General features: G+C 62.4%; 27 protein-coding genes and 1 pseudogene. 12 read left to right on the top strand and 16 right to left on the bottom strand.

What is annotated here, in order from left to right:
• Positions 1 to 10: 10 nt before the first annotated feature.
• Both gmk and BLS27_RS08915 read right to left on the bottom strand, forming a co-directional pair.
• Positions 11 to 667, bottom strand: coding sequence for a guanylate kinase (gene gmk / locus BLS27_RS08910; protein WP_043212953.1), 657 nt, complete (start codon positions 665 to 667; stop codon positions 11 to 13).
• 13 nt (positions 668 to 680) lie between these two features.
• A complete protein-coding gene (locus BLS27_RS08915) occupies positions 681 to 1,544 on the bottom strand; it encodes a YicC/YloC family endoribonuclease (RefSeq protein ID WP_043212955.1) in 864 nt (287 codons plus the stop codon).
• Between the two features lie 226 nt (positions 1,545 to 1,770).
• Between BLS27_RS08915 and rph the strand changes: the two genes are divergently transcribed.
• Positions 1,771 to 2,493 carry a ribonuclease PH gene (gene rph / locus BLS27_RS08920; RefSeq protein WP_043212958.1) on the top strand — a complete coding sequence of 241 codons (723 nt, stop codon included), beginning with the start codon at positions 1,771 to 1,773 and terminating at the stop codon, positions 2,491 to 2,493.
• Positions 2,494 to 2,518: 25 nt separating this feature from the next.
• Positions 2,519 to 2,890 carry a DUF4870 domain-containing protein gene (locus BLS27_RS08925; protein WP_043212961.1) on the top strand — a complete coding sequence of 124 codons (372 nt, stop codon included), beginning with the start codon at positions 2,519 to 2,521 and terminating at the stop codon, positions 2,888 to 2,890.
• 51 nt (positions 2,891 to 2,941) lie between these two features.
• On the opposite strand, the gene BLS27_RS08930 is transcribed toward BLS27_RS08925, so the two are convergent.
• A complete protein-coding gene (locus tag BLS27_RS08930; protein WP_043212963.1) occupies positions 2,942 to 3,721 on the bottom strand; it encodes an exodeoxyribonuclease III in 780 nt (259 codons plus the stop codon).
• Between the two features lie 80 nt (positions 3,722 to 3,801).
• On the opposite strand from BLS27_RS08930, the gene pyrE reads away from it, so the two are divergent.
• A complete protein-coding gene (gene pyrE, locus BLS27_RS08935) occupies positions 3,802 to 4,443 on the top strand; it encodes an orotate phosphoribosyltransferase (protein ID WP_043212965.1) in 642 nt (213 codons plus the stop codon).
• 105 nt (positions 4,444 to 4,548) lie between these two features.
• Here the strand turns inward: pyrE and BLS27_RS08940 are convergent, their stop codons facing one another.
• The 7 genes and pseudogenes from BLS27_RS08940 to coaBC form a co-directional block, all read right to left on the bottom strand.
• The gene (locus tag BLS27_RS08940; RefSeq protein ID WP_043212967.1) at positions 4,549 to 5,208 is read right to left on the bottom strand and encodes a DUF799 domain-containing protein; all 660 of its coding nucleotides are present in this window, start codon (positions 5,206 to 5,208) and stop codon (positions 4,549 to 4,551) included.
• A complete protein-coding gene (locus BLS27_RS08945) occupies positions 5,205 to 5,576 on the bottom strand; it encodes a DUF4810 domain-containing protein (protein WP_090344208.1) in 372 nt (123 codons plus the stop codon). Before BLS27_RS08945 ends, BLS27_RS08940 begins: the two co-directional genes overlap by 4 nt.
• Before the next feature lie 25 nt (positions 5,577 to 5,601).
• A complete protein-coding gene (locus BLS27_RS08950; RefSeq protein ID WP_043212971.1) occupies positions 5,602 to 6,282 on the bottom strand; it encodes a CsgG/HfaB family protein in 681 nt (226 codons plus the stop codon).
• A 193-nt stretch (positions 6,283 to 6,475) separates the two neighbouring features.
• Entirely contained in the window at positions 6,476 to 7,381 is a 906-nt protein-coding gene (gene argB, locus BLS27_RS08955; protein ID WP_043212973.1) for an acetylglutamate kinase, read from the bottom strand.
• Between the two features lie 31 nt (positions 7,382 to 7,412).
• Positions 7,413 to 8,786 (bottom strand): annotated as a pseudogene (locus BLS27_RS08960) (phosphomannomutase/phosphoglucomutase); the annotation flags it as partial.
• 134 nt (positions 8,787 to 8,920) lie between these two features.
• On the bottom strand, positions 8,921 to 9,376 hold the full coding sequence (dut, locus tag BLS27_RS08965; RefSeq protein ID WP_090344210.1) for a dUTP diphosphatase: 456 nt from the start codon (positions 9,374 to 9,376) through the stop codon (positions 8,921 to 8,923).
• 5 nt (positions 9,377 to 9,381) lie between these two features.
• On the bottom strand, positions 9,382 to 10,593 hold the full coding sequence (coaBC, locus tag BLS27_RS08970; RefSeq protein WP_043212982.1) for a bifunctional phosphopantothenoylcysteine decarboxylase/phosphopantothenate--cysteine ligase CoaBC: 1,212 nt from the start codon (positions 10,591 to 10,593) through the stop codon (positions 9,382 to 9,384).
• 125 nt (positions 10,594 to 10,718) lie between these two features.
• Here coaBC and radC point away from each other — a divergent pair, with 125 nt between their 5' ends.
• Complete coding sequence (radC, locus tag BLS27_RS08975; RefSeq protein ID WP_043212984.1) at positions 10,719 to 11,399, top strand: RadC family protein; 681 nt, start codon at positions 10,719 to 10,721, stop codon at positions 11,397 to 11,399.
• Positions 11,400 to 11,447: 48 nt separating this feature from the next.
• Here the strand turns inward: radC and BLS27_RS08980 are convergent, their stop codons facing one another.
• The gene (locus BLS27_RS08980; protein ID WP_043212986.1) at positions 11,448 to 13,037 is read right to left on the bottom strand and encodes an ABC transporter substrate-binding protein; all 1,590 of its coding nucleotides are present in this window, start codon (positions 13,035 to 13,037) and stop codon (positions 11,448 to 11,450) included.
• 362 nt (positions 13,038 to 13,399) lie between these two features.
• On the opposite strand from BLS27_RS08980, the gene rpmB reads away from it, so the two are divergent.
• On the top strand, positions 13,400 to 13,636 hold the full coding sequence (gene rpmB, locus BLS27_RS08985; protein WP_043212989.1) for a 50S ribosomal protein L28: 237 nt from the start codon (positions 13,400 to 13,402) through the stop codon (positions 13,634 to 13,636).
• A gap of 11 nt (positions 13,637 to 13,647) precedes the next feature.
• Complete coding sequence (rpmG, locus tag BLS27_RS08990) at positions 13,648 to 13,803, top strand: 50S ribosomal protein L33 (protein WP_003253507.1); 156 nt, start codon at positions 13,648 to 13,650, stop codon at positions 13,801 to 13,803.
• 107 nt (positions 13,804 to 13,910) lie between these two features.
• On the opposite strand, the gene BLS27_RS08995 is transcribed toward rpmG, so the two are convergent.
• Complete coding sequence (locus BLS27_RS08995; protein ID WP_043212991.1) at positions 13,911 to 14,270, bottom strand: cupin domain-containing protein; 360 nt, start codon at positions 14,268 to 14,270, stop codon at positions 13,911 to 13,913.
• A 195-nt stretch (positions 14,271 to 14,465) separates the two neighbouring features.
• Between BLS27_RS08995 and BLS27_RS09000 the strand changes: the two genes are divergently transcribed.
• Both BLS27_RS09000 and BLS27_RS09005 read left to right on the top strand, forming a co-directional pair.
• Positions 14,466 to 15,959, top strand: a complete 1,494-nt coding sequence (locus BLS27_RS09000) for an aldehyde dehydrogenase (RefSeq protein ID WP_043212993.1) — start codon at positions 14,466 to 14,468, stop codon at positions 15,957 to 15,959.
• Between the two features lie 170 nt (positions 15,960 to 16,129).
• A complete protein-coding gene (locus BLS27_RS09005; protein ID WP_043212996.1) occupies positions 16,130 to 17,269 on the top strand; it encodes an MFS transporter in 1,140 nt (379 codons plus the stop codon).
• 93 nt (positions 17,270 to 17,362) lie between these two features.
• Here the strand turns inward: BLS27_RS09005 and BLS27_RS09010 are convergent, their stop codons facing one another.
• Together BLS27_RS09010 and BLS27_RS09015 are read right to left on the bottom strand one after the other, a co-directional pair.
• Complete coding sequence (locus BLS27_RS09010; RefSeq protein ID WP_070572138.1) at positions 17,363 to 18,919, bottom strand: phospholipase D family protein; 1,557 nt, start codon at positions 18,917 to 18,919, stop codon at positions 17,363 to 17,365.
• 60 nt (positions 18,920 to 18,979) lie between these two features.
• Positions 18,980 to 20,410 carry an aminotransferase-like domain-containing protein gene (locus BLS27_RS09015; RefSeq protein WP_090344213.1) on the bottom strand — a complete coding sequence of 477 codons (1,431 nt, stop codon included), beginning with the start codon at positions 20,408 to 20,410 and terminating at the stop codon, positions 18,980 to 18,982.
• Positions 20,411 to 20,589: 179 nt separating this feature from the next.
• Here BLS27_RS09015 and BLS27_RS09020 point away from each other — a divergent pair, with 179 nt between their 5' ends.
• Complete coding sequence (locus BLS27_RS09020) at positions 20,590 to 20,820, top strand: DUF1127 domain-containing protein (RefSeq protein ID WP_090344216.1); 231 nt, start codon at positions 20,590 to 20,592, stop codon at positions 20,818 to 20,820.
• 36 nt (positions 20,821 to 20,856) lie between these two features.
• Here BLS27_RS09020 and BLS27_RS09025 read toward each other — a convergent pair whose 3' ends face one another.
• Positions 20,857 to 22,149, bottom strand: coding sequence for an NAD(P)/FAD-dependent oxidoreductase (locus tag BLS27_RS09025; RefSeq protein ID WP_043213003.1), 1,293 nt, complete (start codon positions 22,147 to 22,149; stop codon positions 20,857 to 20,859).
• A 180-nt stretch (positions 22,150 to 22,329) separates the two neighbouring features.
• Between BLS27_RS09025 and BLS27_RS09030 the strand changes: the two genes are divergently transcribed.
• A complete protein-coding gene (locus BLS27_RS09030; RefSeq protein ID WP_070572132.1) occupies positions 22,330 to 22,683 on the top strand; it encodes a YkgJ family cysteine cluster protein in 354 nt (117 codons plus the stop codon).
• Between the two features lie 3 nt (positions 22,684 to 22,686).
• Here BLS27_RS09030 and BLS27_RS09035 read toward each other — a convergent pair whose 3' ends face one another.
• A complete protein-coding gene (locus BLS27_RS09035) occupies positions 22,687 to 23,175 on the bottom strand; it encodes an Lrp/AsnC ligand binding domain-containing protein (protein WP_043213006.1) in 489 nt (162 codons plus the stop codon).
• A 155-nt stretch (positions 23,176 to 23,330) separates the two neighbouring features.
• Between BLS27_RS09035 and dadA the strand changes: the two genes are divergently transcribed.
• Positions 23,331 to 24,632, top strand: a complete 1,302-nt coding sequence (gene dadA / locus BLS27_RS09040; protein ID WP_043213007.1) for a D-amino acid dehydrogenase — start codon at positions 23,331 to 23,333, stop codon at positions 24,630 to 24,632.
• The gene (locus tag BLS27_RS09045; protein WP_043213010.1) at positions 24,604 to 24,957 is read left to right on the top strand and encodes a RidA family protein; all 354 of its coding nucleotides are present in this window, start codon (positions 24,604 to 24,606) and stop codon (positions 24,955 to 24,957) included. The genes dadA and BLS27_RS09045 overlap by 29 nt, the downstream gene beginning before the upstream one ends.
• Positions 24,958 to 24,972: the final 15 nt, after the last annotated feature.

Genomic DNA, 24,972 nt, shown 5'->3' on the forward strand with positions numbered 1-24,972 from the left:
CTTTTTGATTTCAGCCGATCAATTGCTTGAGCAGCGCTCCATGGCGTTGCTGTTGCTTGTGCAGCTTGAGCGCCTCGGCGCGTTCTGTGGCCAGCGAGTCACCATCGCGGTTCGCACGGAACACGGCTTTGAGGTCTTCCAATGCAACGGCGAAGTCATCGTTGATGATGACGTAGTCGTACTCGTCGTAGTGCACCATTTCGCTGACCGCTTCCTTCATGCGGCCTTCGATGATCTCTTCGCTGTCCTGGCCGCGGTTGTCCAGGCGCTGGCGCAGTGCCTGCTGGCTCGGCGGAAGGATGAATACCGAAAGCGCCTGTGGCATCAGCTTGCGTACCTGCTGGGCGCCTTGCCAGTCGATTTCCAGGATCAGGTCCTGGCCCTGGTCCAGGGCCTGTTGCAGCGCACTGCGCGAAGTGCCGTAGAAGTTGCCGAACACTTCGGCATGCTCGAGGAAGTCGTTACGCTCGATCAGGGCCTTGAACTCGTCATGGCTGACGAAGTGGTAATTCACGCCGTGTTCTTCACCCGGGCGCTTGTTGCGCGTGGTGTGCGAAACCGAGACGCTGATGCGTGGATCGTCCTTGATCAGTGCCGTGACCAGGCTGGTCTTGCCGGCGCCGGACGGGGCCGAGACGATGTAGAGAGTGCCGCTGCTGTGGTTCATGGTGGGGGTGGCCTTACTCGATGTTCTGTACTTGTTCACGCATCTGTTCGATCAACACCTTGAGGTTGACCGCCGCCTGGGTGCTGCGCGGGTCGAATGCCTTGGAGCCCAGGGTGTTGGCCTCGCGGTTGAGCTCCTGCATCAGGAAGTCCAGGCGCCGGCCGGCCGCGCCGCCGGACTTGAGTACGCGCCGGACTTCAGTGATGTGCGTGCTGAGGCGGTCCAGCTCTTCGGCCACGTCGCTTTTCTGGGCCAGCAACACCATCTCCTGTTCCAGGCGCTGCGGGTCGAGTTCGGCCTGCAGGTCATTGAAGCGGTCGAGGATGCGCTGGCGTTGGGCCGCCAGCATTTGAGGCACCAGAGCGCGCAAGGTGGTGACCTCTGCGGTCATGCCGTCCAGACGCTCGTTGATCAGGCGGGCCAGCTCCAGGCCTTCACGCTGGCGGCCGGCCTTGAGCTCGGCGAGCGCCTCGTTGAACAGCGCCATGGCCTCGGCATTGAGCGCCTGAGGGTCGCTGGCGTCGGCCACCAGCACGCCGGGCCAGGCCAGGACTTCGAGCGGGTTCAGCGGTGCGGGCTGCTTGATCAGACCGGCGACGGTCTCGGCGGCGGCGACCAGTTGCGCGGCGCGCTCACGGTCGACTTGAAGGGGCTTGCCGGCGTTGTCTTCGCTCAGGCGCAGGGTGCATTCGACCTTGCCGCGCGAAAGGCCTTGGCGCAGGCCTTCGCGCACCGCGCCTTCCAGATCGCGCAGGGCCTCGGGCAAGCGCAGGTGAGGCTCCAGGTAGCGGTGGTTGACCGAGCGCAGTTCCCAGGCCAGGGTGCCTTGGCTGCCAGCGCGCTCGACGCGAGCAAAAGCGGTCATGCTGTGCACCATGGTGAGTACCTCGCGAAGTCTGAATGAACGGGAAAGCCTTTCGGCCAAGGCGTGGGATTGTAACGCAGTGCGGTGCGGGCGCCCAATCCGCCCATGCTACAGAGCGCCTGCAAGGCCGGTGGGAAAAGACGACAGGCTGCCCCGGCGCGCGACAATAGGCATGTCCTCACAGGGCGACGGGCCTTATAATGCTCGCCAGATTCAAGTCCCGGTACAGGTATCCCAGATGAAACGTCCAAGTGGTCGCGCCGCCGATCAGCTCCGCTCGATCCGCATCACCCGCAACTACACCAAGCACGCCGAGGGGTCGGTACTGGTCGAGTTCGGCGACACCAAGGTCGTCTGCACGGTCAGCGTCGAAAATGGTGTTCCCCGCTTCCTCAAGGGCCAGGGCCAGGGTTGGCTGACCGCCGAGTACGGCATGCTGCCGCGTTCCACCGGCGAGCGTAATCAGCGCGAGGCGAGCCGTGGCAAGCAGGGTGGTCGTACCCTGGAGATCCAGCGTCTGATCGGTCGCTCCCTGCGCGCCGCGCTGGACATGAGCAAGCTGGGCGACGTCACCCTGTACGTCGACTGCGACGTGATCCAGGCCGATGGCGGAACCCGCACTGCGTCGATCACCGGTGCCATGGTCGCCCTGTGCGACGCCCTGGCCGTGATCAAGAAGCGTGGCGGTCTCAAGGGTGGCAACCCGCTCAAGCACATGATCGCCGCTGTGTCGGTGGGCATGTATCAGGGCGAGGCCGTGCTCGACCTGGACTATTTGGAAGACTCCGCCGCCGAGACCGACCTGAACGTGGTCATGACCAGCGCCGGTGGCTTCATCGAGGTCCAGGGCACCGCCGAAGGCGCTCCGTTCCAGCCTGAAGACTTCAACGCCATGCTGGCCCTGGCCCAAAAGGGCATGACCGAGATCTTCGAACTGCAGAACGCGTCGCTGGCCGACTGACCTGGCTGCCAAGGAGGTGTGGAACATGAACGAGCCTGACGACCTGCCGGTCGCCCCACCCAACGCCGAGATCCGGCAATGGGCGATGTTCTGTCATCTCTCGGCGCTGCTGGGCCTGGTGGTGCCCCTTGGGCACCTGCTGGGCCCGCTGGTGATGTGGATCTGGAAGCGTGAGCTGGATCCGTTCATCGACGCGCAGGGCAAGGAGGCACTGAACTTCCAGATCAGCGTGACCATCGCAGGGTTCATCTGCTTCCTGCTGATGTTCGTTTTGGTGGGGATCGTGCTCTTCGCCATCCTGACGGTAGCGGTGCTGGTCCTGGCCATCCTTGCGGGGGTCAGGGCCAACGAGGGCAAGCCTTATCGCTATCCGCTGATCTGGCGGCCGATCAAGTAGGTTTTTTGAGGCCCATTCGCGGGTAAACCCGCGAATGGGCGGCAGACTGACTTAGATCGTCAGTGTCCAGTCGTAGTCCACGATCAGTGGCGCATGCTGGGAGAAGCGCGGTTGGCGTGGCAGGCGTGCGTTGCGCACGAAACGGCGCAGGCCTGGGGTAAGGATCTGGTAATCGAACCGATAACCCAGGTTAAGCATCTCGGCCTGCTCGTTGTCCGGCCACCAGCTGTACTGGTCACCTTCGCGACTGACTTCGCGCAGGGCGTCGACGTAGCCCATGTCGCCAACGATTGCGTCCATCCACGCACGCTCCGGTGGCAGGAAGCCTGGCGACTGCTGGCTGTCGCGCCAGTTCTTGATGTCCAGCTTCTGTTGCGCCACGTACAGCGAGCCGCAGTAGATGTACTCGCGACGCTTGCGACGCTGCTTGTCCAGGTAGCGGGCGAAGTCGTCCATCAACTTGAACTTCTGGTTCAAGTCCTCGTCGCCGTTCATGCCCGAAGGCAGCAGCAGGGTGGCAATACTTACCTTGTCGAAATCCGCTTGCAGGTAACGCCCGTAACGGTCGGCTGTCTCGAAGCCCAGGCCGGTGATGACTGCCTTGGGCTGCATCCGCGAGTACAGTGCCACGCCACCTTGGGCTGGCACCTCCGCGTCGCAGGCGTAAAGGAAATAGCCATCGAGCTGGAAAGCTGGGTCGTCGAGTTCAAAGGCCGAGGCGCGGGTATCCTGAAGGCAGATGACGTCGGCATTCTGGGCTTGCAGCCAGCTGAGCAATCCACGCTCGGCCGCAGCCTGAATGCCATTCACGTTCACACTGATGATCCGCATAAATGGCCCCAAAAATCTCGTGCGTGTATGATACCCGAGCTCAACTCATTTAGCTAAATCCGTGGTGTCCGGGACTCTTCATGCAGCCGTATCAGCGCGACTTCATTCGTTTTGCCATCGATCGCGGGGTTCTGCGCTTCGGTGAGTTCACCCTGAAATCGGGGCGTACCAGCCCGTACTTCTTCAATGCCGGCCTGTTCAATACCGGTTCTGCACTGGCGCAACTGGGGCGTTGCTACGCGGCGGCCATCGTCGACAGCAAGATCCCGTTCGATGTGCTGTTCGGCCCCGCCTACAAGGGTATTCCCCTGGCCGCAGCCACTGCTGTGGCGCTGGCCGAGCAACACCAGCTCGATGTGCCATGGTGCTTCAACCGCAAGGAAGCCAAGGATCACGGCGAAGGCGGGAGCTTGGTCGGCGCCCCGCTGGCCGGTGACGTACTGATCATCGACGACGTGATCACCGCTGGCACCGCTATCCGCGAAGTGATGCAGATCATCAATGCGCAGAAGGCCAAGGCCGCTGGCGTTCTGATCGCGCTGAACCGCGAAGAGCGTGGCAATGGCGAGCTGTCGGCGATCCAGGAAGTCGAGCGCGACTTCGGCATCCCGGTGGTCAGCATCGTTTCGCTGACCCAGGTGCTGGAGTTCCTGGCCGATGACCCACAGCTCAAGCAGCACCTGCCTGCTGTCGAAGCCTATCGGGCGCAATACGGGATCTGACGCCCCGCGTTGCAACGAAAAAGGCGACCTTCGTGAGAAGGTCGCCTTTTTTGTGCAGGCTATTCAGGCCTCGTTCGCGGCGAACCGCCGCAATAGCGGCTGCGCTCAGTCCGTGCCGTACTTCGGCGAGCGGGGGCCATAGAGGATTCCGCCGTTGGGCTGGGGCGTGAGCAAACGACTGCTGGTGATGCCCGCGATCGGGTAGCCCGCATCATCTTGTACGTTGCTGATGATCTGGTTGATCGCTGCGGTGACCAGCATGCCAATCAGGCCGCCTTGATTCTGCCGACCTTCTTCGCTCGAGGCGCTGGCGCTACCCGTCCACAAGGTGGTTCCGCTCTTGAGGTCCACCAGTTTGGCGCTGGCGGTGACGACAGTTGCGCTGCTGAGCACCATATAGCGCGTACCGTAATCGCTGACGGTGACATACAGGCCTGCATCCGCACCAAAAATCTCATGCAGCTTGTTGGGCGGCAGCTGATGGATATCGGCGGGTGTGCTCAGGCCGTTCTGGCGGAAGGTTTCGTCAACCAGTGCCACGGGCATTACGTAGTAGCCTGCCTCAGCCAGCGGATAGGTCACCTGGGACAGCATGCTGTAGGTGGCTTTGACATCCGGGGACTCGTTCAGTGGCGGCAGGATCAGGATCGATTTGGGGCGACTTTGTTTATAGGCCGTGTAATCGATGGTCTTGCGCTCGGCGCAGCCGGTGAGCAGCGCCAGCACGCAGACGCTCACGAGCAGTTGGGTGAGGCGACTGATCATTGCTTGGTTCCCTTGCTGGCATTGTTCATCAGAAAGTCCATGTACGGCGCCGATTCAGGGAACAGTGCCTTTTCGGTGCGCAACTGCTGGATCATCTGATCGTCCTTGCCCAGGCTGGAATAGAGCAGCCCAAGTTGGGCGTGATAGCCGGGCGGGACCGCGCCGTTCTTGGCTTTGATCTTTTCGAGGTCACGCTCAAGGGCGATGGCCTGTTCCTCTTTCGAGGACTCACCTTTGAAGTACTCATATACCTGGGGTTGGTAGCTCTCCCATTGGTACAAGGACTTTGGGCCGCTGCAACCTGCCAGCAGGGTGCAGCCAAGCAAGAGCGCGGCGACTGCGCGCCAGGCCGAGAGTGAGGTCGTCATGTAACTTCTTCCTTGTTCTATCCACTTACTGCGCTTGTGGCTTCCATTGGCCGCTTTCCACGGCATTGACCAGTTTGTTCACGGCTTCGCGCATGGCCAGGTCGAGGACTTTGCCATTGAGGGTGGAGTCATAGCTGGCGGTGCCGCCGAAGCCGATGATCTCGCGGTTGGAGAGTGCATATTCGCCTGCACCCTGGCTCGAATAGACCACCTCGGAGGTACTGATGTTGACGATGTTCAGTGCAACCTTGGCATAGGCAATCTGGGTCTTGCCGCGCCCCAGGATGCCGAACAGCTGGTGATCGCCGACCTCTTTGCGGCCGAACTCGGTTACATCGCCTGTCACCACGTAGTCGGCGCCTTTGAGACGCTGGGCTTGGCCCTTGATCGCCGCTTCTTGCTGGATCTCGCCCATATTGTCGCGGTCGAGCACATTGAAGCGATTGGTCTGCTGCAAATGGGTGATCAGGATGGTTTTGGCTTGGCCGCCCAAGCGGTCAACGCCGTCGGAGAAGATGCCGCGCATGTAGCTGGAGCGATTGTCGAATTTACCCACGGCGATCGGCGCCCGAAGGCCGCTGTAAGGACGATTGACGCTTTCTACCTGCTGCACGGCAACTGCCGTGGAGGTTTCGGTTGCGCAGCCGGAAAGGGACCCGATAGCCAGAGCGGCTACCAGCACGAGTCCTTGTGATGCGTATTTCACGCGATATCTCCATTAGAAAGTAAAACGATGGCGCTATGCTATTACCTTTTCGGCGCCAAGCAGAATAACTTTATGTGCGGCGGGAGCTTAAAGCGCGGGTGCGGTGAGGATGAATAAAAAAAGGCGACCCTAGAGGTCGCCTTTTTCCGTGAATCGACGCCAGATGGTAAGAGCCATCTGACAGACCAAGTGGTCAGTGACGCTTGGTGTTGGTGATCAATGTGCCCACGCCGCTGTCGGTGAAGATCTCCAGCAGCACGGCATTCGGTACGCGACCATCGATGATGTGCGAGCTGTTCACCCCACCTTGCACTGCCTCCAAAGCACATTTGATCTTCGGCAGCATGCCGCCGTAGATGGTGCCATCGGCGATCAGCTCGTTGACCTGCTCGGTGGTCAGTCCGGTCAGGACGGTGCCCTGCTTGTCCATCAGGCCTGCGATATTGGTCAGCAGCATCAGCTTCTCGGCCTTGAGCGCCTCGGCTACCTTGCCGGCCACCAAGTCGGCGTTGATGTTGTACGATTCGCCGTTCTCACCCACGCCGATCGGTGCGATCACTGGAATGAAGTCGCCTTTGACCAGCATGTTCAGCAGGTCGGTATTGACGCTCACCACTTCACCCACATGGCCGATGTCGATGATTTCCGGTTGGGTCATCTCCGGTGTCTGGCGGGTGACGGTGAGCTTCTTGGCGCGGATCAATTCAGCATCTTTGCCGGTCAGGCCGATGGCGCTGCCGCCGTGTCGGTTGATCAGGTTGACGATGTCTTTGTTTACCTGACCGCCCAGAACCATCTCCACCACATCCATGGTGGCCGAATCGGTGACTCGCATGCCGTCGATGAAGTGGCTCTCGATCGAGAGACGCTTGAGCAAATCACCGATCTGCGGGCCGCCGCCATGCACGACCACCGGGTTGATGCCCACGGCCTTCATCAACACGATGTCCCGGGCAAAGCCGGTCTTGAGCTCTTCGCTCTCCATCGCGTTGCCGCCGTACTTGATCACCAGGGTCTTGCCGACAAAGCGGCGAATGTAAGGCAGTGCTTCGGACAAAACCTCGGCTACATGGGAAGCGGCATCGCGATCGAGGGTCATGCAGGGCTCCAGGTAAGGAACGGATAGTCGGTCAGAACGGCAGTTGCAGGGCTGGATCGACACGCAGCAACTGCGTGCGCAAGACAGCCTGGATACGTTTGAGCTCGGCATCGCTTTCGGCCTCGAAGCGCAGCACCAGCACCGGGGTGGTGTTGGAAGCGCGAACCAGGCCCCAGCCTTGGGCGTAGTCGACCCGCACACCGTCGATGGTGGTGAGGTTGGCATCGCCCCAGTCGGCGTCGCGTTGCAGTGCATCAATGATGCTGAATTTACTCTCGTCGGTCACATCAATGTTGATTTCCGGCGTCGAAATATCGTTCGGGAACGCCGCGAACAGGCTTTCGGCGTCCTGGTCGGCCTTGCTGAGGATTTCCAGCAGGCGTGCGGCGCTGTAGATGCCGTCGTCGAAACCGTACCAGCGTTCCTTGATGAAGATGTGTCCGCTCATCTCGCCGGCCAGCAGAGAACCGGTCTGTTTCATCTTCTTCTTGATCAGCGAGTGCCCGGTCTTCCACATCAGGGCGCGACCGCCGTGCTGTTCGATCAGCGGTGTCAGGCGACGGGTGCATTTGACGTCGAAGATGATTTCGGCACCGGGGTTGCGCGACAGCACGTCCTGGGCGAAGAGCATCAGCAGGCGGTCTGGATAGACGATGGTGCCGGTATTGGTCACTACGCCCACGCGGTCGCCGTCACCGTCGAAGGCCAGGCCGATGTCGGCGCCGGTTTCCTTGACCTTGGCGATCAGATCCTCGAGGTTTTCTGGCTTGCCCGGGTCCGGGTGATGGTTGGGGAAGTTACCGTCGACGTCGCAGAACAGCGGGATGACGTCGCAGCCCAAGGCCTCGATCAGTTGCGGCGCGATGACGCCAGCGGCGCCATTGCCGCAGTCCACCACCACCTTGAGTTTCTTGGCCAGCTTCACGTCGCCGACGATCTGCTGGAAGTAACGCTCCAGGATCTCGACACGTTCGACGCGGCCCTCGCCACGGCTCAGGTCGTTGGTTTTCAGGCGGGTCAGCAGGGCTTGGATCTGTTCGTTGGCCAAGGTGTCGCCAGCGATGACGATCTTGAAGCCGTTGTAGTCAGGCGGATTGTGGCTGCCGGTAAGCATCACACCGGACTTGCCGGCCAGCACATTGGCGGCGTAGTACAGCGCTGGAGTCGGGACCAGGCCGACGTCGCTGACCTGGCAACCGGCGTCGACCAGGCCCTTGATCAGCTGCTCGACCAGCATCGGTCCGGACAGGCGGCCATCGCGACCAACCGAGATCTGCGGCTCGCCCTGGGCGAGGGTTTGGGCGCCGATGGCACGGCCGATCCAATAGGCAGTCTCGCCGGTCAGTGTTTTGCCGACAACGCCACGGATGTCGTAGGCACGGAAGATGCTCTCGGGCAGTGCGGGTACCAGGTGGGCCATGTCGTTCATCTCTGGGTGCTCCAATAATCAAAGGCTTCTGGGCAGGCGCAAACTGAACGCTTGGACGATGCTTTGGCCAGAGAGTTCGCCATCCATGGCCCAACGGTCGTCAAGCGGTCTCAGTGGTTGCCGGAGTGACCGAAGCCGCCAGCCCCGCGCTGGCTCTCGTCGAAGGACTCGACGATCTCGAAATGCGCCTGCACCACAGGCACCAGCACCAGCTGCGCGATACGCTCGCCGATGGCGATGGTGAAGGGCGTCTGGCCGCGGTTCCAGCAGGAGACCATCAGCTCGCCCTGGTAGTCCGAGTCGATCAGGCCGACCAGGTTGCCCAGCACGATGCCGTGCTTGTGGCCCAGGCCTGAGCGCGGAAGGATCATTGCGGCCAGGCCCGGGTCGCCGATATATACCGACAGGCCAGTGGGAATCAGCAGGGTCTGGCCCGGCTCCAGGACAGTGTCTTCCTTGAGCATGGCGCGCAGGTCCAGGCCGGCGGAGCCGGGGGTGGCGTATTGCGGCAGAGGGAAATCATTGCCCAGGCGAGGGTCGAGGATCTTGGCTTGAAGAGCGTGCATGTAACTTATTGAACCTGGTTGAGCCGTTCGGCGATGAAGGCGACCAGTTGTCGGGCGATCTTGCCCTTGCTGGTCTGCGCGAAGAGGGTCTGGTGCTGCTGGCGGTCGATGACGGTCAGGGCGTTTTCCTCGCTGTTGAAGCCGATGCTGGGGTTGGCCACATCATTGGCGACGATCAGGTCGAGGTTCTTGTCCTTGAGCTTGCGCGTGGCGTAATCGAGCAAGTGTTCGGTCTCGGCGGCGAAGCCGACGCTGAACGGACGATCGGTGCGGCCAGCGATGGTCGCAAGGATATCTGGATTGCGCACCATCTGCAGCAGCATGCCGTCGCCGGTCGTAGGGTCTTTCTTGAGCTTTTGCGGGGCAACGACTTCCGGGCGGTAGTCCGCGACCGCTGCCGAGGCGATGAACAAGTCGCAGGGCATGGCGGCCTCGCAGGCCGCGAGCATGTCCCGCGCGCTCACCACGTCGATCCGGTTGACGCGATCGGGCGTCGCTAGGTGCACGGGGCCTGTGACGAGGGTCACCCGAGCCCCGGCTTCGGCAGCCGCCTCGGCCAGGGCGAAGCCCATCTTCCCGGAGCTATGATTGGTGATGTAGCGCACCGGGTCGATGTTTTCCTGGGTGGGGCCGGCGGTGATCAGCACATGCTTGCCGGTCAGCGACTGGCGCTTGAAGCTTTCGGCTGCGCACCAGGCCAGATCCGTGGCTTCGAGCATGCGACCAAGGCCAACGTCGCCACAGGCCTGGCTGCCGGAGGCCGGGCCGAATACCTGGATGCCGCGGCTCTTGAGCAGTTCGAGGTTGGCCTGGGTGGCCGCGTCGCGCCACATGGCCTGGTTCATGGCTGGCGCCACGGCAACAGTGGCATCGGTAGCCAGTACCAGGGTGGTCAGCAGGTCATCGGCCATGCCTTGTGCCAGGCGTGCCATGAGGTCGGCGGTGGCCGGGGCGATCAATACCAGGTCGGCCCACTTGGCCAGTTCGATGTGCCCCATGGCCGCTTCGGCCGCGGGGTCGAGCAGATCCATGTGCACCGGGTGGCCGGACAGTGCCTGCAGGGTCAGCGGGGTGATGAACTCGGCACCACCTCGGGTCATGACGACGCGCACCTGCGCGCCGTGTTCCAGGAGTCGGCGAATCAGCTCGGCGCTCTTGTAGGCGGCGATGCCGCCACCCACGCCGAGAACGATGCGCTTGCGATACAGCCGCTGCATAGGCTTGCCTTTTTCCAGTGAAAGCGGGCGACGACGACTGCTGCCTGCGGCAGATCGTCGCATCTACGGAGCGGGATAGATTAACACAGGGCCTAAACGCACCGCAGTAACACGCAAGGAGGGGTATGAACATCAGGGAATGGCCAGCGGACGAGCGGCCACGGGAGAAGCTGTTGCAGCGCGGTGCGGCCGTGCTGTCGGACGCTGAATTGCTCGCTGTGCTGCTGGGCTCGGGAGTTGCCGGGCGAAATGTGCTGGACCTGTCGCGGGGGCTTTTGATGCGCTTCGGCGGACTCAGGCAGTTTCTCGAGGCAGACCGCGATGCCGTGCTGCGCGAACCGGGCCTGGGGTTGGTGAAATATGCGCAGTTGCAAGCGTTGCTGGAGATCGGCAGACGTTATCTGGATGAATCCATCTCGCGTGAAGCCGTTCTGGAGAATCCGGCGTCTGTGCGGCGTTATCTGAAGTCCAGGCTGCGTCACGAAGCTAGCGAAGTGTTCGGCTGTCTGTTTCTGGACACCAAGCACAGGCCGCTGGCGTTCGAGGTCCTGTTCAGGGGGACGATCAACCGGGCGAGCGTCTACCCGCGTGAGGTGGTGCGGCGCTCGCTGTTGCACAACGCCGCCGCCCTGATCCTTTGCCACAACCATCCGTCAGGCCATAGCGAGCCCAGCGAGGATGACGTGCACATGACGCTGGTGCTCAAACGGGCATTGGCGTTGATCGATGTGCGGGTGCTCGATCATGTCATCGTCGGGGACGGTGAGCCGCTGTCGATGATCGAGCAGGGGTGGTTCGAGGCCTAAGGCTGCTTTATGGCCAGCGATGGGGCGCAAAGCGCCCCGGCCAATGACTTAGCGCGTGACGGAAACCTTGCTGAAATCCAATCGCCCGAACGGGCTCACTTGGTAACCCTCCACACCCTGGCGCAGCAGCGTGGCTGCAGTCGGATGGGCCAGTGGCAACCACAGTGCCTGCTGCTGGATCAGCGTCTGCGCCTGTTGATACAAACGGCTGCGCACGCTCTGGTCGTTAGTGGTGCGGCCGGCGCTGATCAGCTGATCCAGGCGGTTATCGCAAAAACGCGCGAAGTTGGTACCGGACTTGACCGCCGCGCAGGAAAACTGCGGGGTGAGGAAGTTGTCCGGATCGCCGTTGTCGCCGGCCCAGCCCATGAACAGCAGATCATGCTCGCCAGCCTTGGCCCGGCGGATCAGCTCGCCCCATTCGATCACGCGGATCTCGGCCTTGATACCGATCTTCGCAAGATCCGCCTGGAGCATCTGTGCGCCCAGGCTCGGGTTTGGATTGAGCAGGCTGCCTGAGGGGCGGGTCCAGATCGTCGTGGCAAAACCGTCCGCAAGCCCTGCCTTGGCCAACAGCGCCTTGGCTTTTTTAAGGTCCATGGCGTAGCCAGGCAAGTCCTTGGCGTAGCTCCAGGTGTTGGGCGGGTAGGGGCCATTGGCCGCGATGGCGGTGCCTTCGAACACGGCCTTGAGATAGGCGGGCTTGTCGAAGGCCAGGTTGATGGCCTGGCGCACCTCGGATTTGTCCAGCGGTGGGTGCTGGCTGTTGATGGCGACGAACGCCGTCATGAACGCCGGGACACTTGCGGTCTTGAGATTACCGTCCTTGCCAGCTTCGGTGATATCCAACGGTTTGGGCGAGAGGGCCACCTGGCATTCGCCGCGTTTGAGCTTCTGCAGGCGTACGTTGGCGTCTGGGGTGATGGCGTAGATCAGCGGGTCGACGGCGGGCTTGCCCGCGAAATAGTCGGGGTTGGCGCGATAGCGCACCACCGCGTCCTTCTGGAAACGCTGGAACACGAACGGTCCGGTGCCGACCGGCTGGCTGTTGAGCTTTTCCGGGGTGCCGGCCTTGAGCAGCTTGTCGGCATACTCGGCGGAATAGATCGAGGCGAAACCCATGCTCAGGGTCGCCAGGAAGGTCGCGTCCGGGTGGGTCAGGGTGAAGCGTACCGTGTGCGGTTCCGGCGCTTCGATCAGCTTGATCAGGCTGGCCAGCTGCAGCGATTGGGCATGCGGGTACCCTCCAGGCGCTGTCTTGTGCCAGGCGTGGGCGGGGTAGAGCATGCGCTGGAAGCTGAACAGCACATCGTCGGCGTCCAAGTCACGGCTGGGTTTGAACCAGGATGTGGTATGGAATTTCACGCCATTGCGCAGCTTGAAGTCATAGATCAGGCCGTCATCGGACACTGTCCAGCTTTCAGCCAGGCTGGGCACCACCTTGCCCTGGCTGGCATCGAATTCCACCAGACGATTCATCAGCACATCGGCCGAGGCGTTGGTGGTCGTCAGCGAGTTGTACTGGACGACGTCGAAGCCTTCGGGGCTGGCCTCGGTGCAAACGGAGAGGGGCGCCGCCTGGGCGAGGCCTGCGGCGAACAGGGAGGTGAACAACAACGATAGGGCGGCGACACGCATGGTGACTCCTTGACTGATCCGGGGCCCATCTGACTGTGCAGCTGAGGAAAGGTCCTACCCTAGTGTGCGCATTGATAAATGGCCACCTTCTTTTTCGCCTGCCCGGCGACGAGCGGTCGACAGCACGCCAGCCTTGTCGCTATGCTGGCCGGGCGCGCTCGGCCCTATCAGGATGCGTATCTTCTGTTGTTGTGGTCGAGTCTTTCTGGTATAAAGCAGCGCTCTTTTCTAGGGGCACGGTCTGTCGCGCAAGCCGATTCGGTCGATAGGACCCCCGGAAACACGGCGCCTGGCGCCATAGACTGAGAGATTAAGCGGCCAACCCATGCCGGGTTGGGCATGTGGTTTTAGAGGGCTGAGGCATGTCGAGAGTCTGTCAAGTTACCGGTAAGGGTCCGGTAACCGGGAACAACATTTCCCACGCAAACAACAAAACCCGTCGTCGTTTCCTGCCAAACCTGCAGCACCACCGTTTCTGGGTTGAGTCCGAGAAGCGTTTCGTGCGTCTGCGCGTTTCCGCCAAGGGCATGCGTATCATCGACAAGCGCGGTATCGATGCCGTTCTGGCCGACATCCGTCGTGCTGGCGCCAAGGTTTAAGGGAGAACATCATGCGTGAATTGATCCGTCTGGTTTCGAGTGCCGGTACCGGCCACTTCTACACCACCGACAAGAACAAGCGCACCACTCCGGACAAGATCGAGATCAAGAAATACGATCCGGTCGTCCGCAAGCACGTGGTCTACAAGGAAGCCAAGATCAAGTAATTGATCGGCAACCTGAAAAAAACCCGCTTCCACGGAAGCGGGTTTTTTTATGTCCGGCGTTCAGGGCGGAAGAGGAAACTTTCGATGATGCCCTTCACCTGCGACTCTTACTTCTGTTCGAACATGACGTAGATCTTGCGGCAGGGCTCCAGCACTTCCCAGGTGCCCTTGAAGCCGGCCGGGATGACGAACCGATCGCCGGCGCGCAGGGTCTTGGCATTGCCCTGTTGGTCGCGCAGTACCGAGACACCCTGGGTGATCTCGCAGTATTCGTGCTCGGTGTAGTTCACCGTCCACTGGCCCACCTCACCTTCCCACACGCCGGCGGCGAACTGGCCGCAGGGGCTGGAATAGTGGTTGTAGACCGCCTGGTCGGGCTCGCCCTTGAGGATTTTTTCCGCCGCTGGACGGTAGCGTTCGGCCTCGGTGAGTGCCTGAGCGAAGTCGATGATGGTGCCGATGCTCATGGTGATTCCCTTTTGTTGTTTAATAAAATGCACATCAGTAGGCGTTTAGGCCTTTCGTGTCAAATATATTGATAGTTTCCACCGGCTGGTTTAGGGTGTCGGGTGCCAGTGTGCGCTTGTCACCCGGCCAGAATTATTGACACGCCGTGATGTCCTCAGTACGGCGTTGCACCTTAACAAGAGGAGGAGTTTCGTATGACCACCCTGACTCGTGCGGATTGGGAACAGCGTGCCCAGCAACTGAAGATCGAAGGTCGCGCCTTCATCAACGGCGAATACACCGATGCCGCATCCGGTGAAACCTTCGACTGCCTGAGCCCGGTGGACGGACGCTTCCTGGCCAAGGTTGCCAGCTGCGATCTGGCCGACGCCAACCGCGCCGTCGAAAATGCCCGCGCCGTGTTCGAATCCGGCGTCTGGTCGCGCCAGGCTCCGGCCAAGCGTAAGGCTACCCTGATCCGCTTCGCCGACCTGCTGCGCAAGAACGTCGAAGAACTGGCCCTGCTGGAAACCCTGGACATGGGCAAGCCGATCGGTGACTCCTCCACCATCGACGTCCCAGGTGCCGCCAACGCCATCCATTGGACTGCCGAAGCCATCGACAAGGTCTACGACGAAGTCGCCCCGACTCCGCACGATCAGCTGGGTCTGGTGACCCGCGAGCCTGTGGGCGTGGTCGGCGCGATCGTGCCGTGGAACTTCCCACTGCTGATGGCCTGCTGGAAACTCGGCCCGGCCCTGGCCACTGGTAACTCCATCGTCCTCAAGCCATCGGAAAAGTCGCCGCTGACCGCCATTCGTATCGCCCAGCTGGCGATCGAAGCGGGCATCCCGGCAGGCGTGCTGAACGTGCTGCCAGGCTACGGCCACACCGTGGGCAAGGCCCTGGCCCTGCACATGGACGTCGACACCCTGGTGTTCACCGGCTCGACCAAGATTGCCAAGCAGCTGATGGTCTACGCGGGCGAGTCGAACATGAAGCGCGTCTGGCTGGAAGCCGGCGGCAAGAGCCCGAACATCGTCTTCGCCGACGCCCCTGACCTCAAGGCCGCCGCCGAAGCCGCTGCCAGCGCCATCGCCTTCAACCAGGGCGAAGTCTGCACCGCAGGTTCGCGCCTGCTGGTCGAGCGCTCGATCAAGGACAAGTTCTTGCCGATGGTGGTCGAGGCCCTGAAGGCCTGGAAGCCGGGCAACCCGCTGGATCCGTCGACCACCGTCGGTGCTCTGGTGGACACCCAGCAAATGAACACCGTGCTGTCGTACATCGACGCCGGTCACCAGGATGGTGCCAAGCTGCTCGCGGGCGGCAAGCGTATTCTGGAAGAAACCGGCGGTACTTACGTCGAGCCGACCATCTTCGACGGCGTGACCAACGCCATGAAGATCGCCAAGGAAGAGATCTTCGGCCCTGTGCTGTCGGTCATCACCTTCGACACCGCCGAGGAAGCCGTGGCGATTGCCAACGACACCCCGTACGGCCTGGCGGCTGGCATCTGGACTGCCGACATCTCCAAGGCCCATAACACCGCTCGTGCCGTGCGCGCCGGCAGCGTGTGGGTCAACCAGTACGATGGCGGTGACATGACCGCGCCGTTCGGTGGCTTCAAGCAATCGGGCAACGGTCGTGACAAGTCGCTGCACGCACTGGAGAAGTACACCGAGCTGAAAGCGACCTGGATCAAGCTGTAATCCAGCGGGCCGCTGGGCGGCCCTTTTCGTGGGTGACCGCTCCCACAGGATTCGTAGGAGCGGTTACCCACGATGGGCTGCGCAGCAGCCCTGAAAGCAACTAGCCGGGCCGGCCCATGCCGTCCCGGCTTTGTCGTCTTTGCTGTTCAAGATCTGCCTGGGAGGCTGTCATGCGTTGGGGAACCTATTTTGCCGTGCTGGCGTCGGTGCTCAGTGTCGGGCTCGCGCTCGGCGTGAGCATGCCGCTGGTGTCCTTGCGCCTGGAGGGCTGGGGCTACGGTGGGTTCGCCATCGGCGTGATGGCCGCGATGCCTGCGCTCGGTGTGCTACTCGGGGCCAGCCTGGCCAGCCGCCTGGCGGGTTGGGTCGGTGTGCCAGCGGCGATGCGCCTGTGCCTGTGGGGCGGTGCGTTATCGATCGGCCTTGTAGCCGTGCTGCCCAGTTATGCGCTGTGGCTGGCATTGCGCCTGGTGATCGGCATGGCCCTGACGGTGGTGTTCATCCTGGGTGAAAGCTGGATCAACCAACTGGTGGTCGAGCAGTGGCGCGGTCGGTTGGTGGCGCTGTATGGCAGCAGCTATGCCCTGAGCCAGCTTGCCGGCCCCTTGGTGCTGGGGTTCTTGGGCTCGGACGATGACTTTGGATTCTGGGCCGCCACAGCGCTGCTGCTGTTCGCACCCTTGCTGCTGCTGGGCCGCGGCGGTGCACCCAGCACCGAGGCATGCAGCGTCACCTTCGGCGACCTGTTCGGGTTTTGCCGGCGTTTGCCGGTGATCGCCTGGGCCATTGCGCTGTTCGCTGCCTTCGAGGCGATGATCCTGACCTTGCTGCCGGTGTACTGCCTGCAGCAAGGGTTCACCGCCGAGATCGCATTGTTCATGGTCAGCACCGTGGTGGTGGGCGATGCCGTGCTGCAGCTGCCGATCGGGGCCCTGGCCGACTACATGTCGCGGCGGACGCTGTTCAGTGGTTGCGCCTTGACCCTGCTCGTTTCGAGTCTGGCCATTCCGCTGACCTTGCACACACCTGCGATCTGGCCGGTCTGGGTGTTGTTCGGGGCCAGTGCCGGCGGGCTTTTCACCCTGTCGCTGGTGCTGATCGGTGAGCGCTACCGGGACGATGAACTGGTGCGCGCCAACGCGCATGTGGCGCAGCTGTGGGGCATCGGTTGCCTGCTAGGGCCGCTGATCGCTGGCGCCGGCAGTCAATGGATCAGTGGCCATGCATTGCCGTGGCTGATGGCGGCAGGGGCGGCGGGGTTGGTCGTGTTGACTCGCAGGCGCGATGCCTTCGAGCCTGCTTCGGCCTGATAGCGAGTTTGTAGCCGATTCGCGGGCCACAGGTGCGGCGCTATAGCACTGCTTGAATTGTGGGCAGGGTTCACCTGCGAACGGGGCGGCGGCTCACAGCATCTTCTCCAGCCCCACCGCCTTGCTGATCCAGGCATTGAATCGCCGCCACAGCCCGCCTGGCTCGGAGGTGAGCAGGCGGCGTTTGCCGTTGTCCTCGGTCACCCACACCAGTTTGTCCCCCACCAGCTTGGCCTGATAGCTCAGCGCTGGCGCCATGCCCTGCACCGCAAGATCACGGGTGTATTCGGCCAGCTCGGGGCTGTCGACCAGCACGCCGACCTCGGTGTTCCACAACACCGAGCGTGGGTCGAAGTTGAACGATCCGATGAAGGTCTTGCGTCGGTCGAAGACGATGGCTTTGCTGTGCAGACTGGAATCCGAGCTGCCATACAGGCGCAGGCTGCGGTAAGCGCTCGGGTCACCGGGTTGGCGGCGCAGTTCGTACAGCTGCACGCCGTGCTCGAGCAGGGCGCGGCGATAGGGGGCATAGCCGCCATGTACCGCTGGGACGTCGGTGGCTTCCAGGGAGTTGGTCAGCAGCTTGACTGACGTACCGGCATCGGCGCGGCCGGTCAGGTACAGCAAGCCCGATTCGCCCGGTACGAAGTAGGCCGATACCAGGATCAGCTCGCGGTGCACATTGGCAAGCTCCGGTGCCAACTGCTGGGTCATCAGCAGGTGTGGATCCGGCTCGCCTTGGGCCAGTACCTTGCTAGGTGAATCCCAGAGGGCCTTGCTGTGGGCCCAGATCAGCTCGTTGCGCCACGCGTCCAGCCGTGGATTGGACTGGTAGGCCATCAAGCGGTCGTACAAGGCTTTGTGCTTGACCCGCGCTTGCGCCAGTGAAATCTCCAGGCGCTTGCGGCTGGCCCGCAGGTCGTTGGCATCCGGCTGGCGCCAGAGAAAGTCGCCGATCGGCAAGCTCAGGGCGCTGTTCCAGTACTGGTCGAAGCTGTGGCCGAGCTGGTCGGCCACCGGGCCTACGCCGAGCAGATCGATGTCGGTGAAGTTGAGGTTCGGCTCGGCGTCGAAGTATTCATCGCCCAGGTTGCGACCGCCGACGATGGCCATGCTGTTGTCCACCAAAAACAGCTTGTTGTGCATGCGCCGATGCTGGCGCGACAGGTTGAACAGCCGGCCTACAGCGCGGGTGGCGCCGGTGCTGCGCCCCAGGTGCAAGGGGTTGAATACGCGGATCTGGATGTTGGGATGGGCAGCGAGGGTGCCCATCATGGTGTCGAGGCCGTCGCTGGTGGTGTCGTCGAGCAGCACGCGCACGCGCACGCCGCGGTCGGCGGCGCGCAGCAGCTCGTGGACCAGGGCTCGGGTGCTCAAGCCATCGTGGACGATGTAGTACTGCAGGTCGATGCTCGCCTGGGCGTTGCGGATGAGCTCGGCGCGGGCGCGAAAGGCCTCGTTGCTGTTGGGCAGCAGGCGAAAGCCCGAGCGCCCGTCATAGGGCGCGGCCTGGCGCTGGACGGAGCGGCCGAACGCCGATTCGCTGGCCGGCAGCGTCTGGCTGACCTGGCGGGGCGTACTGACACTGGCGCAGCCCGACAGGCCAAGCAGCAGCGCCAGCAACAGTGGCAGAGCTCGCTGGAGTCTCAAGTGAAGAACGTCCTGTACAGCAAAGGCTTTATGGTTTGGACCGTGGAGGGCGGCGCAAAGTTACGCCGGGTCTTCGTACGCTTCCAGTAGACGAAGGGCGGTTTCACCCACTTTGCGTACCGCAGCTTCGATCTGGGGCGTGGGCCGCGCGGCGAAGTTCATGCGCAGGCAATGCCGGTACTTGCCCGACGCCGAGAAGATACTGCCGACGGCGATCTGCACCCCCTGCTCCAGTAAAGCGCGATTCAGGCGCAGCGTATCGAAACTTTCCGGCAATTCAACCCACAGCATGAACCCGCCTTGGGGCCGACTGGCGCGCGTGCCGGGCGGAAAGTACCGTGTCACCCAGTCGCTCATCTGGTCGCGGCCGCGTTGGTACTGGCTGCGCATGCGGCGCACGTGGGGCTGATAGTGGCCGGCTTCGATGAAATCGGCGATGGCCAGTTGCGGCTGGCTGGCGGTACTGCCGGTGCTGATGTACTTCATGTGCAGCACGCGCTCCAGGTAGCGTCCGGGCGCCACCCAGCCGACCCGCAGGCCCGGAGCCAGGGTCTTGGAGAAAGAGCTGCACAGCAACACGCGGCCGTCTTCATCGAACGACTTGATGGTCCGCGGCCGCGGGTAGGTGTAGGCCAGGTCGCCGTACACATCGTCTTCGAGAATTGCCACGTCGTAGCGCTGGGCGAGGTTCAGCAGGGCCTTCTTGCGCGCCTCGGGCATGATGTAGCCCAGTGGGTTGTTACAGCTGGGGGTGAGCTGGATGAGCTTGATGGGCCACTGCTCCAGCGCCAGTTCCAAGGCCTCCAGGCTGATGCCGGTGAGTGGATCGGTGGGAATCTCCAGGGCCTTCATGCCCAGGCCTTTGAGGGTCTGCATGGCGCCGTGGAAGCTGGGCGCTTCGACGGCCACGATATCCCCTGGTTCACACACGGCGCGGATGCTGGTGGACAACGCCTCATGGCAGCCAGTGGTCACCACCAGGTCGGCCGGGCCCAGGCGGCAGCCGGAGTCGAGCATCAGCCGGGCGATCTGCTCGCGCAGGGCCAGGTTGCCATGGATGTTGTCGTAGTACAGACCTGGCATGTCCTGGCGTCGGCTGAGCTGGGCCAGGCTTCGCAGCAGGGGCTTGAGGGTCGGGCTGTCGATGTCGGGCATGCCGCGACCGAGCTGGATCACGCCTTTTTGCGGCGTGCTGCGCACCAGTTCCAGCACTTGGTCCCACTGCGAGATATCCACCGGACGTTGGGCGGTGCGGCTCATGGCGGGCAGCGCAGGAAGACTGCGGTCCTCGGCGACGAAATAGCCGGACTTGGGCCGCGGCGAGACCAGGCCGTTGTCTTCGAGCAGACGATAGGCCTGCTGCACCGTGCTCAGGCTGACCCCATGCTCAAGGCTCAGGGCACGCACCGATGGCAGGCGCTGGCCGGGGCGGTACAGGCCTTGTTCGATGCGTGCGCCAAGCAGTTCGGCAAGGTTGAGGTAAAGGGTCACGGCATACTCCTTGGAACCGTCTGCGACTAGGACGGGTACAGATGGGTGGAAAATACGCCATTCAGTCCTGTTTCGGCCAATTCTGTATGGGAATAATAAGCCGGTATTGGATCTGTATTGTCGAGGGCGCGAAACGGCATGCTTTTTCCAGGGTTCGATCAGAGCAGGAGAGCGTGGCGATGGACGGCGTGAGCGACGTACGTTTGCAATTATTGGCTAAAGAACTGGAAGAAGGCCTGCGGCCGAAGGTCTACAACGCCCCGGCCGGGCTGGGACGCTGGGGGTTGATGCTGCACCGCTGGCGCACTCGCCGGGTCTTGTTGCAGTTGGATGATAGCCAACTGAAGGATGTGGGACTGAGCTGGGAGCAGGCTCGCGAAGAAGGGCATAAACCCTTCTGGAAGGACTAACCGCAATTGTTGTAGGAGCGGGGGTAGTGCCTGGAGTCAGACCAACTCCTTGAGCCGATGCCAGAGCATGCCCAAGGCCAGCAGCGGCGAACGCAGCAGCCTTCCGCCGGGGAAGGTGATATGTGGGACCTGGGCGAACAGGTCGAAGCGACCGCTCTGCTGGCCGCTGATGGCCTCACCCAGCAGGCGCCCGGCCAGGTGGGTGGCGTTCACGCCGTGGCCGGAGTACGCCTGGGCGTAATAGACGTTCGGCTGGCTGGCCAGGCGCCCGATCTGCGGCAGGCGGTTGGCGCCGATGCCGATCATGCCGCCCCATTGATAGTCGATGCGCACATCGGCCAGTTGCGCAAATACCTTGAGCATCTTGGGGCGCATGTAGGCGGCGATGTCCTTCGGGTCGCGCCCGGAGTAATGACAGGCTCCGCCGAACAGCAGGCGGTGGTCGGCCGACAGGCGATAGTAGTCCAGCGCCACTCGCTGATCGCAGACCGCCATGTTCTGTGGCAACAGTTGGCGGGCACGTTCCTCGCCCAGTGGCTCGGTGGCAATGATATAGCTACCGGCAGGCAGCACCTTGCCGCCCAGCTCGCGATTCAGGTCGTTGTGGTAGGCATTGCAGCACAGCACCAGGGTGCCGGCACGCACACGCCCTTTGGCGGTATGGACCTGCACCTGCGAGCCATAGTCGATGCGCGTCACCTCAGACTGTTCGTGCAGCTTCACGCCCAGGCTGGCGGCGACCCGTGCTTCGCCCAAGGCCAGGTTGAGCGGATGCAGATGGCCCGAACCCATGTCGATCAGACCGCCCACGTAGCGATCCGAGCCCACCACACTGTGCATGTCCGAGGCCGGTACCAGGCGCAGTTCATGACGATAACCGAGGCTGCGCAGTTCCTCGGCGTCTTCGGCGAAGCCTTCCAGCTCACCCGGCTTGTTGGCCAGGTCGCAGTAGCCCCAGGTCAGGTCGCAGGCGATGGCATGGCGCTCGACACGCTCGCGGACGATATCCACTGCTTCCAGGCCCATGAGTTTCAAGTTGCGTACGCCTTGCTCGCCGAGGATGGGCAGGAATTGCTCCAGACCATGGCCAACGCCGCGGATCAATTGCCCGCCGTTGCGTCCGCTGGCACCCCAGCCGATCTTGCGCGCTTCCAGCAGAATGACGGACAAACCACGCTCGGCCAGCTCAATGGCAGTATTGAGGCCCGAATAGCCGCCGCCGACGATGCACACATCAGCGCTGTGCTCACCTTCGAGCGCCGGGTAGTCGGGGTGCGGCACGCTGCTGGCGGCGTAATAAGAGGCGGCGTGCTGCGCGCTGTGGATCATCTGTCGTTTCCCGGTGCTAAGGCCAAAGGGCGAGGATAAGTCGCAGGTGCAAGGTGGGCAACTGCGAGGCCTGCGCCGTCGTTCGTGGATAAACCGCGCTTACCGGTTCGATGCGCGGGAGCAGATTTGCCTGCGAACAGGCCTATAATTTCCTCACTTTTTCCTGCTGCTTATCTCGTTATGTCCTGCAACAGCCACAAGATCCACTTTTTGCGCGAACTGATCCCATCCTTCGAGTGCGAGCCGGGTTGTCACGACTGCTGCGGCCCGGTCACGACCTCAGCCGAGGAGATGGCACGCCTGCCGCGCAAATCCCGCGCCGAGCAGGACGCCGCGCTCGAGCGCCTCGACTGTGTGCACCTGGGTCCCAATGGCTGCACGGTCTATCAAGAGCGCCCGATGATCTGCCGACTGTTCGGCACCACGCCACGGCTGGCCTGCCCGCGAGGGCGGGGGCCTGAGCAGATGATCGAGCCGCAGGCCGAGGAACTGGTGCATCAGTTCATTGCCACCACCCGCCAGGTATTGGTCTGAGCCTCACTCCGGAATCGGCAGGCAGAGGCTCTCTTTGACTTCTTCCATCACGATGTAGCTCTTGGACTCGCGCACGTGGGGCAGCTTGAGCAGAATGTCGCCGAGCAGCTTGCGGTAGGAGGCCATCTCCGAAATGCGCGCCTTCACCAGGTAGTCAAAATCGCCGGAAACCAGGTGGCACTCCAGCACGTGAGGCAGCTTGAGCACGGCGCGGCGGAACTCCTCGAAGGTGTCGCCGGACTTGTAGTCCAGGCTGATCTCCACGAACACCAGCAGGCTGCCCTTCAGGTGCTGCGGATTGAGCCGGGCGTTGTAGCCCATGATGATCCCCTCGCGTTCCAGGCGGCGAACCCGCTCGGTGCAAGGGGTAGTGGAAAGGCCGACCTTTTCGCCCAGTTCAGTGAACGAGATACGGCCATCGTTCTGCAGGATACGCAGAATATTGCGGTCGATCTTGTCCAGTTCACGCTTGGTCTGGTGCTGGGTTCTCATAGGGGATGCCCCTCCGTGAAAGGCGATTTTGCCGAGAATTCTCGCCAAATATAGGCTTTTATATAGTGAAATGCACTGGCTATTCCTCCCTATACTGCGCCCAATCCAGCCATTTCAACAAAAGTCTGCGGTGCGCCGCGTGCGAGGAATAAACAATGCGAGTTCTGGTACTTGGTAGCGGTGTGATCGGAACCGCCAGTGCCTACTATCTGGCCCGGCAAGGTTTCGAAGTGACGGTGGTCGACCGCCAGCCAGCGGTGGCCATGGAAACCAGCTTTGCCAACGCAGGCCAGATCTCGCCCGGCTATGCCTCTCCATGGGCTGCCCCAGGTGTGCCGCTCAAGGCCATCAAGTGGCTGCTCGAGCGCCACGCCCCTTTGGCTATCAAGCTCACCGGTGATGTCGACCAGTACCTGTGGATGGCGCAGATGCTGCGCAACTGCACCGCCAACCGCTATGCGGTGAACAAGGAGCGCATGGTGCGTCTGTCCGAGTACAGCCGCGACTGCCTCGATGAACTGCGCGCCGAAACCGGCATTGCCTACGAAAACCGCTCCCTGGGCACCACCCAGCTGTTCCGCACCCAGGCCCAGGTGGACGCTGCCGCCAAGGACATCGCTGTCCTCGAACAATCCGGCGTGCCTTACGAGCTGCTCGACCGCGACGGCATCGCCCGCGTAGAACCTGCCCTGGCCGGCGTGAAGGACATCCTGGCCGGCGCCCTGCGCCTGCCGAACGACCAGACCGGCGACTGCCAACTGTTCACTACCAAGCTCGCCGAGATGGCGGTCAAGCTGGGCGTCGAGTTCCGCTTCGACCAGAACATCCAGCGCCTGGACTTCGCGGGTGACCGCATCAATGGTGTATGGATCGACGGCAAGCTGGAAACGGCCGACCGCTACGTCCTCGCCCTGGGTAGCTATTCTCCGCAGATGCTCAAGCCGCTGGGCATCAAGGCGCCGGTCTACCCGCTCAAGGGCTACTCGCTGACCGTACCGATCACCAACGCGGACATGGCCCCGACCTCGACCATTCTCGACGAAACCTACAAGGTCGCCATCACCCGTTTCGACAACCGCATTCGTGTGGGCGGCATGGCCGAAATCGCAGGCTTCGACCTTTCGCTGAACCCGCGTCGGCGCGAAACCCTGGAGATGATCGTCAACGATCTTTATCCTCGCGGCGGCGACCTGAGCCAGGCCAGCTTCTGGACCGGCCTGCGCCCGGCCACCCCGGACGGGACCCCGATCGTGGGCGCCACCCCGTACCGCAACCTGTTCCTGAACACCGGTCACGGTACCTTGGGCTGGACCATGGCCTGTGGTTCCGGTCGCTTGCTGGCCGACCTGATCGCGCGCAAGAAGCCACAGATCAGCGCCGAAGGCCTCGATATTTCGCGTTACGGCAACAACCAGGAGATTTCCAAGCATGGCAATCCAGCGCCAGCTCACCAATGAGCGCATGAGCCAGATCGTCACCCATAACGGCACTGTCTACTTGGCGGGCCAGGTGGGGGACGATCTGGACGCCGGGATCGAACAGCAGACCCGCGAGGTGCTGGCCAACATCGAGCGCCTGCTGGAGCTGGCCGGCACCGACAAGACCCGTTTGCTCTCGGTGACCATCTACCTCAAGGACATCGACGCGCATTTCCTGGGCATGAACGCGGTGTGGGATCAGTGGCTGCCCCAAGGCGTCGCTCCGGCCCGCGCGACGGTCGAGGCCAAGCTGTGCGAGCCGGAAATCCTCGTCGAGATGTCGGTAGTCGCCGCGCTGCCGTAAACCGTTCCCTCACCC

The organism is Pseudomonas guariconensis, from assembly GCF_900102675.1.
GTDB lineage: Bacteria > Pseudomonadota > Gammaproteobacteria > Pseudomonadales > Pseudomonadaceae > Aquipseudomonas > Aquipseudomonas guariconensis.

Bases quoted from the DNA above. Each gene is read 5' to 3' on its own strand.
- gmk (WP_043212953.1), bottom strand. From the start codon at position 667: ATGAACCACAGCAGCGGCACTCTCTACATCGTCTCGGCCCCGTCCGGC.
- BLS27_RS08915 (WP_043212955.1), bottom strand. From the start codon at position 1,544: ATGGTGCACAGCATGACCGCTTTTGCTCGCGTCGAGCGCGCTGGCAGC.
- rph (WP_043212958.1), top strand. From the start codon at position 1,771: ATGAAACGTCCAAGTGGTCGCGCCGCCGATCAGCTCCGCTCGATCCGC.
- BLS27_RS08925 (WP_043212961.1), top strand. From the start codon at position 2,519: ATGAACGAGCCTGACGACCTGCCGGTCGCCCCACCCAACGCCGAGATC.
- BLS27_RS08930 (WP_043212963.1), bottom strand. From the start codon at position 3,721: ATGCGGATCATCAGTGTGAACGTGAATGGCATTCAGGCTGCGGCCGAG.
- pyrE (WP_043212965.1), top strand. From the start codon at position 3,802: ATGCAGCCGTATCAGCGCGACTTCATTCGTTTTGCCATCGATCGCGGG.
- BLS27_RS08940 (WP_043212967.1), bottom strand. From the start codon at position 5,208: ATGATCAGTCGCCTCACCCAACTGCTCGTGAGCGTCTGCGTGCTGGCG.
- BLS27_RS08945 (WP_090344208.1), bottom strand. From the start codon at position 5,576: ATGACGACCTCACTCTCGGCCTGGCGCGCAGTCGCCGCGCTCTTGCTT.
- argB (WP_043212973.1), bottom strand. From the start codon at position 7,381: ATGACCCTCGATCGCGATGCCGCTTCCCATGTAGCCGAGGTTTTGTCC.
- dut (WP_090344210.1), bottom strand. From the start codon at position 9,376: ATGCACGCTCTTCAAGCCAAGATCCTCGACCCTCGCCTGGGCAATGAT.
- coaBC (WP_043212982.1), bottom strand. From the start codon at position 10,593: ATGCAGCGGCTGTATCGCAAGCGCATCGTTCTCGGCGTGGGTGGCGGC.
- radC (WP_043212984.1), top strand. From the start codon at position 10,719: ATGAACATCAGGGAATGGCCAGCGGACGAGCGGCCACGGGAGAAGCTG.
- BLS27_RS08980 (WP_043212986.1), bottom strand. From the start codon at position 13,037: ATGCGTGTCGCCGCCCTATCGTTGTTGTTCACCTCCCTGTTCGCCGCA.
- rpmB (WP_043212989.1), top strand. From the start codon at position 13,400: ATGTCGAGAGTCTGTCAAGTTACCGGTAAGGGTCCGGTAACCGGGAAC.
- rpmG (WP_003253507.1), top strand. From the start codon at position 13,648: ATGCGTGAATTGATCCGTCTGGTTTCGAGTGCCGGTACCGGCCACTTC.
- BLS27_RS08995 (WP_043212991.1), bottom strand. From the start codon at position 14,270: ATGAGCATCGGCACCATCATCGACTTCGCTCAGGCACTCACCGAGGCC.
- BLS27_RS09000 (WP_043212993.1), top strand. From the start codon at position 14,466: ATGACCACCCTGACTCGTGCGGATTGGGAACAGCGTGCCCAGCAACTG.
- BLS27_RS09005 (WP_043212996.1), top strand. From the start codon at position 16,130: ATGCGTTGGGGAACCTATTTTGCCGTGCTGGCGTCGGTGCTCAGTGTC.
- BLS27_RS09020 (WP_090344216.1), top strand. From the start codon at position 20,590: ATGGACGGCGTGAGCGACGTACGTTTGCAATTATTGGCTAAAGAACTG.
- BLS27_RS09025 (WP_043213003.1), bottom strand. From the start codon at position 22,149: ATGATCCACAGCGCGCAGCACGCCGCCTCTTATTACGCCGCCAGCAGC.
- BLS27_RS09030 (WP_070572132.1), top strand. From the start codon at position 22,330: ATGTCCTGCAACAGCCACAAGATCCACTTTTTGCGCGAACTGATCCCA.
- BLS27_RS09035 (WP_043213006.1), bottom strand. From the start codon at position 23,175: ATGAGAACCCAGCACCAGACCAAGCGTGAACTGGACAAGATCGACCGC.
- dadA (WP_043213007.1), top strand. From the start codon at position 23,331: ATGCGAGTTCTGGTACTTGGTAGCGGTGTGATCGGAACCGCCAGTGCC.
- BLS27_RS09045 (WP_043213010.1), top strand. From the start codon at position 24,604: ATGGCAATCCAGCGCCAGCTCACCAATGAGCGCATGAGCCAGATCGTC.